The organism is Caulobacter sp. AP07, from assembly GCF_000281955.1.
Classification (GTDB): domain Bacteria; phylum Pseudomonadota; class Alphaproteobacteria; order Caulobacterales; family Caulobacteraceae; genus Caulobacter.
This window is the reverse complement of record NZ_AKKF01000031.1, coordinates 19,848-29,545: the sequence shown is the minus strand read 5'-3', so window position 1 is coordinate 29,545 and position 9,698 is coordinate 19,848. Positions and strand designations below refer to the sequence as shown.

At 69.7% G+C, this 9,698-nt stretch carries 9 protein-coding genes and 1 tRNA gene; 4 read left to right on the top strand and 6 right to left on the bottom strand.

Features of this window, described 5'->3' with window-relative positions; genetic code table 11:
* Nucleotides 1-11: 11 nt before the first annotated feature.
* The 6 genes from PMI01_RS02695 to glmU all read right to left on the bottom strand — a co-directional run bounded on the left by PMI01_RS02695 (nucleotide 12) and on the right by glmU (nucleotide 7,256).
* Nucleotides 12-956 carry a retroviral-like aspartic protease family protein gene (locus PMI01_RS02695; RefSeq protein ID WP_007662644.1) on the bottom strand — a complete coding sequence of 315 codons (945 nt, stop codon included), beginning with the start codon at nucleotides 954-956 and terminating at the stop codon, nucleotides 12-14.
* A gap of 71 nt (nucleotides 957-1,027) precedes the next feature.
* Nucleotides 1,028-2,407, bottom strand: coding sequence for a class II 3-deoxy-7-phosphoheptulonate synthase (locus PMI01_RS02690; protein WP_007662643.1), 1,380 nt, complete (start codon nucleotides 2,405-2,407; stop codon nucleotides 1,028-1,030).
* Nucleotides 2,408-2,491: 84 nt separating this feature from the next.
* Complete coding sequence (locus PMI01_RS02685) at nucleotides 2,492-3,748, bottom strand: O-antigen ligase family protein (protein ID WP_007662642.1); 1,257 nt, start codon at nucleotides 3,746-3,748, stop codon at nucleotides 2,492-2,494.
* A complete protein-coding gene (gene gor / locus PMI01_RS02680) occupies nucleotides 3,745-5,136 on the bottom strand; it encodes a glutathione-disulfide reductase (RefSeq protein WP_007662640.1) in 1,392 nt (463 codons plus the stop codon). The genes PMI01_RS02685 and gor overlap by 4 nt, the downstream gene beginning before the upstream one ends.
* 78 nt (nucleotides 5,137-5,214) lie before the next feature.
* Nucleotides 5,215-5,895, bottom strand: a complete 681-nt coding sequence (gene rpiA, locus PMI01_RS02675) for a ribose-5-phosphate isomerase RpiA (RefSeq protein ID WP_007662628.1) — start codon at nucleotides 5,893-5,895, stop codon at nucleotides 5,215-5,217.
* Nucleotides 5,892-7,256, bottom strand: coding sequence for a bifunctional UDP-N-acetylglucosamine diphosphorylase/glucosamine-1-phosphate N-acetyltransferase GlmU (gene glmU / locus PMI01_RS02670; RefSeq protein ID WP_007662627.1), 1,365 nt, complete (start codon nucleotides 7,254-7,256; stop codon nucleotides 5,892-5,894). The genes rpiA and glmU overlap by 4 nt, the downstream gene beginning before the upstream one ends.
* Nucleotides 7,257-7,325: 69 nt before the next feature.
* Here glmU and gph point away from each other — a divergent pair, with 69 nt between their 5' ends.
* The 4 genes from gph (at nucleotide 7,326) to ada (ending at nucleotide 9,673) form a co-directional block, all read left to right on the top strand.
* Nucleotides 7,326-8,072, top strand: coding sequence for a phosphoglycolate phosphatase (gph, locus tag PMI01_RS02665; RefSeq protein ID WP_007662626.1), 747 nt, complete (start codon nucleotides 7,326-7,328; stop codon nucleotides 8,070-8,072).
* A 43-nt stretch (nucleotides 8,073-8,115) separates the two neighbouring features.
* Nucleotides 8,116-8,190, top strand: a tRNA-Val gene (locus tag PMI01_RS02660).
* Between the two features lie 153 nt (nucleotides 8,191-8,343).
* A complete protein-coding gene (locus PMI01_RS28030) occupies nucleotides 8,344-8,472 on the top strand; it encodes a hypothetical protein (RefSeq protein WP_007662625.1) in 129 nt (42 codons plus the stop codon).
* Between the two features lie 109 nt (nucleotides 8,473-8,581).
* Nucleotides 8,582-9,673 carry a bifunctional DNA-binding transcriptional regulator/O6-methylguanine-DNA methyltransferase Ada gene (gene ada / locus PMI01_RS02655; RefSeq protein ID WP_007662624.1) on the top strand — a complete coding sequence of 364 codons (1,092 nt, stop codon included), beginning with the start codon at nucleotides 8,582-8,584 and terminating at the stop codon, nucleotides 9,671-9,673.
* Nucleotides 9,674-9,698 lie beyond the last annotated feature (25 nt).

Here is a 9,698-nt window from a genome sequence, read left to right as displayed (position 1 = left end):
CCCCCGGCCGGTCAAGACATGGCCGTCTCCCGACTTGTCGAAGACGACGACAATCGGAAATACACCTGGCCGCGATTGAAATCGAGGGCCACGGATTCGAAGGCGTTGAGAATATCCATGCCGATCAGGATCGCCGGTCGATCGACGAGACCCCAATAGGCGAAAGTATGGATGGGGCCGAACACCACGGGCACATTGCCCAGGGTGACCTTGCCCAGACTGACGGTCCTGAGCGCCGCCAGGCGACCCGTGATGGTTTGGCCGGTCAGGCTCTGAAGTTCGATGTCCGCCCAGTCGGTGGTCACCGAGCGCAGACGGATCGCCTGGGCCATCAGCGCGGCGTTGCCCACGGTCGTGGTCGAGCCGGTGTCGAGGAAGGCCAGCACCGAGGCCCCCGCCACCGACGCCTCGATCAGGTGCAGGCCGTTGCGGCGGGCCTTGATCGGGACGGAGACCGTCATCTCGTCGGTCATCGGAGAGATGGAGCCCAGCCGCATCTGGTTGCGGGCGAAGTCGAGGATCAGGCCTTGCGATCCCAGCCAGTCCAGGCCCAGGATGCCGGGGGCCTGGATGAAGCGTCCGGGCAGGACGGACAGGGTCAGGTCGCGCCGCACGCGACGCCCCACGCCGACCGTGGCCGCGGTCACCGTGCCGACCAGTTCCACCCCGGCGATGCCGTGCAGATTGACGGGCGCGCCCACCGGCAGGCCCAGGGTCGCCGCCAGTTCGCTGGAGATCACCGAGGCGTTGGCGCCGGTATCGACGAGAAAGGGATAGGGGCCCTGGTCGTTGATCCGCACCTGCACCGTCAACCGGCGCACCAGACCCAGGGTTCCGGTCTGGGCGGTCAGCGGCGGCGGATCGGGTAAGCTCAGGGCGTTGGCCGGCAAGGCGGGCAGGAAGCCCAGGGCCAACATGGCGGCCAGACGCCGCCGGGACATCTCAGTACTGACCACGGGGTATAGCCTCCTTCAAGAAGGAGGCTATACCCCGTTTCAGACCTTCGCCAGCACTTCGAAGACCCGCGTTATCCGGTGGCCAGGCGCCGCTGATCGTCGCGCGCCGACTTCAGCTTTTCGGCGACGAGGAAGGCCAGCTCCAGCGCCTGTTCACCGTTCAGGCGCGGGTCGCAATGGGTGTGGTAGCGGTCGGCGAGATCGCCTTCCGACACCGCCCGCGCGCCGCCCAGGCACTCGGTGACGTTCTGGCCGGTCATTTCCAGATGCACGCCGCCCGGGTGGACGCCCTCGGCGTTGGCGATCTCGACGAACGACTTCACCTCCGAGAGGATGCGGTCGAACGGCCGGGTCTTGTAGCCGGTCGAGGCCTTCAGCGTGTTGCCGTGCATCGGGTCGGTGGCCCAGACCACCGAGCGGCCGGCGGCCTTGGTGGCCTTCATCAGGCGCGGCAGGCGGTCGGCGATCTTGTCCGAGCCGAAGCGGCCGTACAGGGTCAGGCGGCCCGGCTCGTTGTGCGGGTTGAGCACGTCGATCAGCCGCAGCAGGTCGTCGCCCTCCATGGTCGGGCCGCACTTCAGGCCGATCGGGTTCTTCACGCCGCGCATGAACTCGATGTGGGCGCCGTCCAGCTGGCGGGTGCGCTCGCCGATCCACAGCAGGTGGGCGCTGGTGTCGTACCAGTCGCCCGAGGTGGAATCGACGCGGGTCATGGCTTCCTCGAAACCCAGCAGCAGGGCCTCGTGGCTGGTGAAGAACTCCACCTGGTGCATGCCCGGATGGCTTTCCGGCGTGACGCCGATCGCCGCCATGAAGGTCAGGCTTTCGCTGATCTTGTCGGACAGCTCGCGGTACCGCGCGCCCTGCGGACTGTCGCCCACGAAGCCCAGGGTCCAGCGATGGATGTTGTGCAGGTCGGCATAGCCGCCGCTGGCGAAGGCGCGCAGCAGGTTCAGGGTCGCCGCCGACTGGCCGTAGGCCTTCAGCAGGCGGTCCGGATCGGGAATGCGCTCCTCGGCGGTGAAGTCCATGCCGTTGATGTTGTCGCCGCGGTAGGACGGCAGGGTCACGCCGTCGATCGTCTCCACCGGCTCCGAGCGCGGCTTGGCGAACTGGCCGGCGATGCGACCCAGCTTCACCACCGGCTTGCCGCCGGCGAAGGTCAGCACCACCGCCATCTGCAGGATCAGGCGGAAGGTGTCGCGGATGTTGTCGGCGTGGAATTCCTTGAAGCTCTCGGCGCAGTCGCCGCCCTGCAGCAGGAAGGCGCGGCCCTCGGCCACGTCGCCGAGCAGGGACTTCAGGCGGCGCGCCTCACCGGCGAACACCAGGGGCGGCATTTGGCGAAGGGTCTGCTCCACGCGCGTCACCGCGCCAGCGTCCGGATAGTCGGTCGGGACGTGTTTCGCAGGCATTGCTCTCCACGACGACGGGGTCCAGCGGCTGGTCATGACGGTCTCGAACTTTTCAAAAAGGAGCGGTTTCTATCTTAACCGGGATCAAAAGGCAAAATCATTGCGACGCGCCGGTCAAATTCACGTCAGCGAGGTAAATTCATCCCAGCCGCCTTCGTCCGGGACGCCCATCCGGCGCACCAGATCGCAGGCGATCAGCGTCAGGGCGCCCAGGCCCAGCCACCATTCCTGCCAGACGCCGAAGCTCAGCGCCCCGATCACCAGGTAGCTGACCAGCGCGCCGGCGGCCATGGCCGCCTCGCCGCGCGAGCGCTCGCTGATCCGCACCACGCCATAGGCCAGCCAGCAGAAGAACACCCCCGCCAGGGCCGCGCCGACGGCCCCCAGCTCCAGCCACAGCTGAAGCTGGGCGTTGTGGGTGTGCAGCGGGATGGCCAGGCCGAAGGTCCGGCTGGCGTCCAGGCCCCAGCCGCGGAACGGGTGGACCTGGATGTGGTCGGCGGCGAAGGTCCAGATGTTGAGCCGGGCGTCCCACGAGGCCGGGACCAGCTTGTGCAGCCAGGCGACGACGCCGGTCTCGACGCCCGCCAGCACGGCCAGCGGGGCCAGCACGAACGGGACGGCCACCAGGACGACCAGCACCTTGGCCCCGGTCCGCCCCGCGTAGCGCACCAGCATCCAGGCCAGCCCGCCCGCCGCCAGGGCCACCAGGCAGGCGTCGGAGCTGACCAGCTTGGAGGTGACCACGGTCCCGACGACCAGCAGCAGGATGGCGCGCGGCGCGCGGCGGCGCGACAGGATCAGCGAGACCGGCCAGAACAGCAGCGCCAGGGCGTAGGTCGCCAGCGAGACCTTGACCAGGGCCACGTCGGGGCGGATCGGCTCGCCGGTCACCGCGTGCAGGGCCTGATAGATCGGCGCGCCGGTGGCGGCGTCGACCGTCACCAGGACGGCCAGCCCGACCATCGCATAGGCCAGGATCGTCCCGGCGCGGCCGGCCCCCGCCTCGGACAGGCCGCGCAGCGCCACCGCGGCCGCGCCATAGGTCGCCAGTTGCAGCAGCAGCTTGACGGCCGTCAGCTTCTCGATGTCGCCATAGTCCTTCAGTGTGGCCGGGTCGATCGCCGCCGGACTCCAGCTCATGCTGACCAGGGCCCACAGGGCCAGGGCCAGCAGGATCAGCAGCGGCGGCGCGGCCGCGCGGGTCAGCCGCAGGCCGGGCAGCGCCAGCAGACCGACCAGGGCCATCAGCGGCGCGAAGCCCAGCGGGGCCAGATAGGCCAGCAACGGCGTCATCACGACCAGGAAGATCGCGACCCCGCCCAGCCAGGGCGTGCCGCGCGGCGCGGCGGCGTCCGCGGTCTCGGACACGGTCATGCGCCCATTTCCGACGGCAGGTACTTCTCGCGCATCGTCACCAGTTCCTCGGCCAGGGTCGGGTGGACGGCGCAGGTGGAATCCCACTGGCTCTTGGTCACGCCCATCTTCACGGCGATGGCCGCCATCTGGATGATCTCCGGCGAGTCCGGCCCGACCACGTGCACCCCGACCACCTTCTCGTCGTCCTGCTTGACCACCAGCTTGATCAGGCAGCGGTCCTGGCCGCCATAGAAGGTGACCTTCATCGGCCGGAACACGGCGCGGTAGACATCGACCTTGCCGAACGCGTGGCGAGCCTCCGCCTCGGTCATGCCCACCGTGCCGACCGGCGGCTGCGAGAACACCGCCGAGGCCACCATGTCGTGGTCGAAGCTGGTGGGGTTGTCGTAGAATTCGGTCTGGGCGAAGGCCGCGCCCTCGCGGATCGCCACCGGGGTCAGGTTGATGCGGTCGGTGACGTCGCCCACCGCCCAGATGTTGTCGGCGGTCGTCCTGGACTGCTCGTCGACGACGATCGCGCCGCGGTCGTTCAGCTTCACCCCCACCTTGTCCAGGCCCAGGCCCTCGACATAGGGGTCGCGGCCGGTGGCGAACATCACCGCGTCGGTCTCGAAGGTCAGGTCGTTGTTCAGCGTGCTCAGCAGGCCGTCTTCAGTCTTCTCGATGCTCTTGTGCGCGCAGCCCAGCACCACCTTGATCCCGCGCTTTTCCAGCTCGTCGGCCAGGTGCGAGCGCACGTCGTCGTCGAAACCGCGCAGGATGTTGGCCCCGCGATAGAGCAGCGTGGTCTGCACGCCCAGGCCGTTGAAGATGCTGGCGAACTCCACGGCGATATAGCCGCCGCCCACCACCATCACCCGCTTGGGCAGGGTGGGCAGGTGGAAGGCCTCGTCCGAGGTGATCCCCAGCTCGGCGCCCGGGAAGTCGGGACGCCAGGGCCGGCCGCCGGTGGCGACCAGGATCTTGCGGGCGGTGTAGCGGCCGGCGTCCTTGGAGCCTTCCTTGGGCAGCACCTCGACGGTGTGCTTGTCGACGATCTGGGCCCGGCCGTGCAGCAGGTGGGCGCCGGCCTTCTGCAGGTTGGTGACATAGATCCCCGACAGGCGGGCGATCTCGACGTCCTTGTCGTGCAGGAAGGCCTTCCAGTCGAACGTCGCCCCGTTGATCGTCCAGCCGTAGCCCTTGGCGGTCTTCAGCTGGCTGGTGACCTCGCTGGCATAGACCATGAACTTCTTGGGCACACAGCCGCGGATCACGCAGGTGCCGCCGACCCGGTACTCCTCGGCCACGGCGACCTTGGCGCCGCTCATCGCGGCCAGGCGCGCGGCCCGCACGCCGCCCGAACCGGCGCCGATCACGAAGAGGTCGAAGTCGTACTCAGCCATCGCGGGCGCTCCGGAGGTCGCTTTGTCGGATCGGCCGCGCGGCGGGAGCCGCGTGGCCGGAAGACGGAGGATATGGGACTAGGGAACGAGCTTGACCACCCCTTGGTCGGCGCCCAGCAGGGCCTCGTCGGCCAGGTCGAGGAACAGGCCGTGGTCGACGACGCCGGTCACGGCCTTCAGGGCGGCGGCCAGGGCGGCCGGCTGGGCGATCACGCCCGACGGCATGTCGTAAATGACGTTGCCGCCGTCGGTGACCACCACGCCCCGCTCGGCCATCCGCAGGCGCGGCGGCAGCAGGTCGAACTCGGCGGCGATGTCGGCCAGGCGCTGGCCGGTGTGGACGTGGCCGAACCGCACCACCTCGATCGGCAGCGGGAACTTGCCCAGGACCTTCACGTGCTTGGCGGCGTCGGCGATGACCACGCAGCGCCTGGAGGCCTCCCAGACCAGCTTCTCGCGCAGCAGGGCCGCGCCGCCGCCCTTGATCAGCGACAGGCCCGGACCGATCTCGTCGGCCCCGTCGACCGTCAGGTCGATGCTCTTGACGTCGTCCAGGGCGGCCAGCGGGATGCCCAGATCGCGGGCCAGGTTGGCGGTGGCCTCCGAGGTCGGCACGCCGCGGATGTCGAGCTTGCGCGCCGCCAGGGCTTTGACGAACCAGGCGGCCGTCGAGCCGGTGCCCAGGCCCACGACCATGCCGTTCTCGACGAGCTCGGCCGCGGCCTCGCCCGAAATCCGCTTCTGATCGTCGGCGCTCATTTCTTTTCCTTCTTCGCCAGCTTCATGGCGCGAAACCTCTCCGCCCAGCCCGGCTTGTCGCTCTGCGGCGTGCGCGACAGGGCCAGGGCCCCGTCGGCGACGTCCTTGGTGATCACCGACCCCGACCCGGTCATCGCCCCGTCGCCGACCCGCACGGGGGCGACCAGGGCGGTGTTGGAGCCGATGAAGGCCCCCGCCCCGACATGGGTCTCGAACTTGTCGAAGCCGTCATAGTTACAGAAGATCGTCCCGGCCCCGATATTGGCCTTGGGCCCCACCGAGCCGTCGCCCAGATAGGACAGGTGGTTGGCCTTGGCGCCCGCCCCGACCTTGACCTTCTTGACCTCTACGAAATTGCCGATGTGAGCCTCGGGTCCGATCTCGGCGCCCGGCCGCAAGCGGGCATAGGGGCCGATCAGGGCCCCCTCCCCGACGCTCGCGCCCTCCAGGTGGCTGAACGCCTTGATCACCGCGCCGGCCGCGACACTGACGCCGGGGCCGAACACCACGAACGGCTCGACGGTGACGCCGGCCGCCAGCTGGGTGTCCCAGCACAGATGCACGCTGTCGGGGGCCGGCATGGTCACGCCCTCGACCAGGAAGGCGTGGCGCCGGCCCGCCTGCCAGACCGCCTCGGCGGCGGCCAGTTCGGCCTGGGAATTGACGCCCTGCACGGCGGCCTCCGGCGCGAAGGCGGCGCGGGTGGCCAGCGACCGGTCGTGCGCCAGCCCCACCACGTCGGTCAGATAGTACTCGCCCTTGGCGTTGTCGTTGCCGACCTGGGCCAGCAGGTCGAACAGCGTGGCGCGGTCGGCGGCCAGCACGCCGGAATTGCACTGCCTGACCTGCTTGACCGTCTCGTCGGCGTCCTTTTCCTCGACGATGCGCAGCAGCACGTGGCCCGGAGCCATGATCAGCCGGCCGTAGCCCGTCGGGTTGGCGGCCTCGAAGCCCAGCACCGCCACGTCGGCGCCCCGGGCTCGCAAGGCGAACAGCGGTTCGATGACCGGCGCGGTCAGCAGCGGGCAGTCGGCATAGGTGACCACCACGTCGCCGTCGAAATCGGCCAGGGCCTCGCGGGCCGCCAGCACGGCGTGGCCGGTGCCCAGCGGCGGGTCCTGGATCACGGTGGCGCCTTCGCCCAGGCGCTTGCGGGCGTGCTCGCCGACCTGGGGGCTGTGGGCCCCGACCACCACTACGATGCGCTCGCAGCCCAGCCCCTCGGCGGCGTCGATGGCGTGGTCCAGCAGCGCGCGGCCGCCGATCCTGTGCAGCACCTTGGGGGTCGGCGACTTCATCCGCGTGCCCTGGCCGGCGGCCAGGATGACGGCCGCGCGCTTGCGAGGCGAAGGACTGGTCATGGGCTAAGCGACTCCCGTTGGGCGGACCAAAGTTGCATTAGCCGCGCGTTTAGCCGAAAGGCCAGAGCCATGCATGCCCAGAACGACATCTTGCAGGCCAACATCCTGCCCGGGGGAATCCTGGACGGCGCGACGATCGCCTTCGACCTCGACGGCACCCTGGTCGACACCGCCCCCGACCTGGTGGCCTCGCTGAACATCATCCTGCGCGAGGAGGGCCTGCCGCCCCTGCCCTTCGACGACGTGCGCAAGATGGTCGGACGCGGGGCCAAGGCCCTGCTGGAGCGCGGCTTCGCCGCCGCCGGCGCGCCGCTGGACGCGGGCAACGCCCCGGCCCTGGTCGAGCGCTTCATCGCCCTCTATCTGGGCCGCATCGCCCAGGAGAGCGCCCCGTTTCCCGGCGTGGTTGAAACCCTGGTCGGCCTGCGCGCCGCCGGGGCCCGGCTGGCAGTCTGCACCAACAAGCTGACCCACCTGTCGGTCGCCCTGCTGGACGCCCTGGACCTGACGCGACATTTCGACGCCGTGGTCGGCGCCGACGACGCCCCGGCCGCCAAGCCCGACCCGCGCCACGTGCTGGCCACCATCGCCGCGGCGGGCGGCGACCCGGCCCGCGCCGTCATGGTCGGCGACAGCATCAACGACGCCCTTTCCGCCAAGGCGGCCGGCGTTCCGGTGCTGCTGGTCTCGTTCGGCTACACCGAGGCCCCGGTCGAGACCCTGGGCGGAGATCTGTTGATAGATGCGTTTCCGGACGTCCCCCAGGCCTGCATCACGCTTTTGACCTCTTGTAGTCCCCGAAGCCTCGGGCTATAGGCCCGTCCCTCGCGGCGGGGTCTCATGGCTCGGCCGACGCGGCGGATGCTTAGCTCAGCGGGAGAGCACCTCGTTCACACCGAGGGGGTCGCAGGTTCAATCCCTGCAGCATCCACCATTTTCCTCCCCCTCCCTTGCGGTTCCATGGCTCGCGGTTTTCCGCCGCCGGTCTCGTCGGGAGCGTCCCCGGACTTACCCCGACACCGCAGGTTGCTTGCGCAGGATGGTTTCTGCGGCGTCATATAGCGGTAACAAATCCCGGGGAGGGAACATGCGTCACAAGCTGATGAACGCGCCGCTGCAGTGGTGGCGGAACTATCCGGAACTCAGTCTCGCGACGGGATGGGCGCTGTTCTTCGGAGCGCTCTGGTCGGCGGCGCGCGTCTTCGGCCTGGCCTAGGCGAACGATCAACAGATCGCGCCCTCTTTCGATTCGAAAGCAAGAACCGGAACGATAAGCCGGCGCAAACCCGGCATGATGGCCCTCACGAACGTGACGAGGGTCGGCCATGACCAGGACGATGGAACGCATCAGGACGATCGCCACGGCGGACGACCCGCGCTGGGCGCGGGTGCTCTCCCGTGACCGCACGGCCGACGGCGCCTTCTGGTACTCGGTGTCGACCACCGGGATCTATTGCCGGCCGTCGTGCCCATCGCGCACCGCCCACGCCGGGAACGTCGACCTGCACGACACCCTCGCCTCGGCCAGGGCCACGGGCTTCCGCCCCTGCAAGCGCTGCAACCCGGAGGGGATGTCGCAGGACGCCGAGACCCTGGCCCTGGTCGCCCGGGCCTGCCGGATCATCGAACGGAGCGAGGAGCCGCCGTCGCTGTCGGACCTCGCCGAGGCGGTCGGGCTCAGCACCGGCTACTTCCACCGCCTGTTCAAGGCCGCCACCGGCCTGACCCCCAAGGACTATGTCGCCGCCCACCAGGCCCGGAGCGTGCGCGAGACCCTGGCCCAGGGCCAATCCGTGACCGAGGCCATCTACGCCGCCGGCTTCAATTCCAGCGGCCGGTTCTACGAGAAGGCCACCGCCATGCTCGGCATGACGCCCAGCCGCTACCGCGCCGGCGGCGTCGACGAGGACCTGCGCTTTGCGGTGGGCCAGTCGTCGCTGGGCGCGATCCTGGTGGCGTCCAGCGCCAAGGGCGTGGCCGCCATCCTGATCGGCGATGATCCGGAGGCCCTGGTGCGCGACCTGCAGGACCGTTTCCCCAAGGCGCGGCTGACCGGCGGCGACGCCGACTACGAATTGCTGGTGGCGCGGGTGGTAGGCTTCGTCGAGACCCCCGGCCTCGGCCTGGACCTGCCGCTGGACGTGCGGGGCACGGCCTTCCAGCAGCGGGTGTGGCGGGCGCTGCTGGACATTCCCCCGGGCAAGACCGTCAGCTATGCCGAGATCGCCCGCGCCATCGGCGCGCCCAAGGCCGTGCGGGCCGTGGCCGGGGCCTGCGCCGCCAACACTCTCGCGGTGGCCATCCCCTGTCACCGGGTGGTCCGCAACGACGGCGCGCTGTCGGGCTATGCCTGGGGCGTCGAGCGCAAGCGCGGCCTTCTCGATCGCGAGGCGACGCCGGCGCGACTGTCGGCCTAGGGTCGCGAATCGACGAAGGGACGAG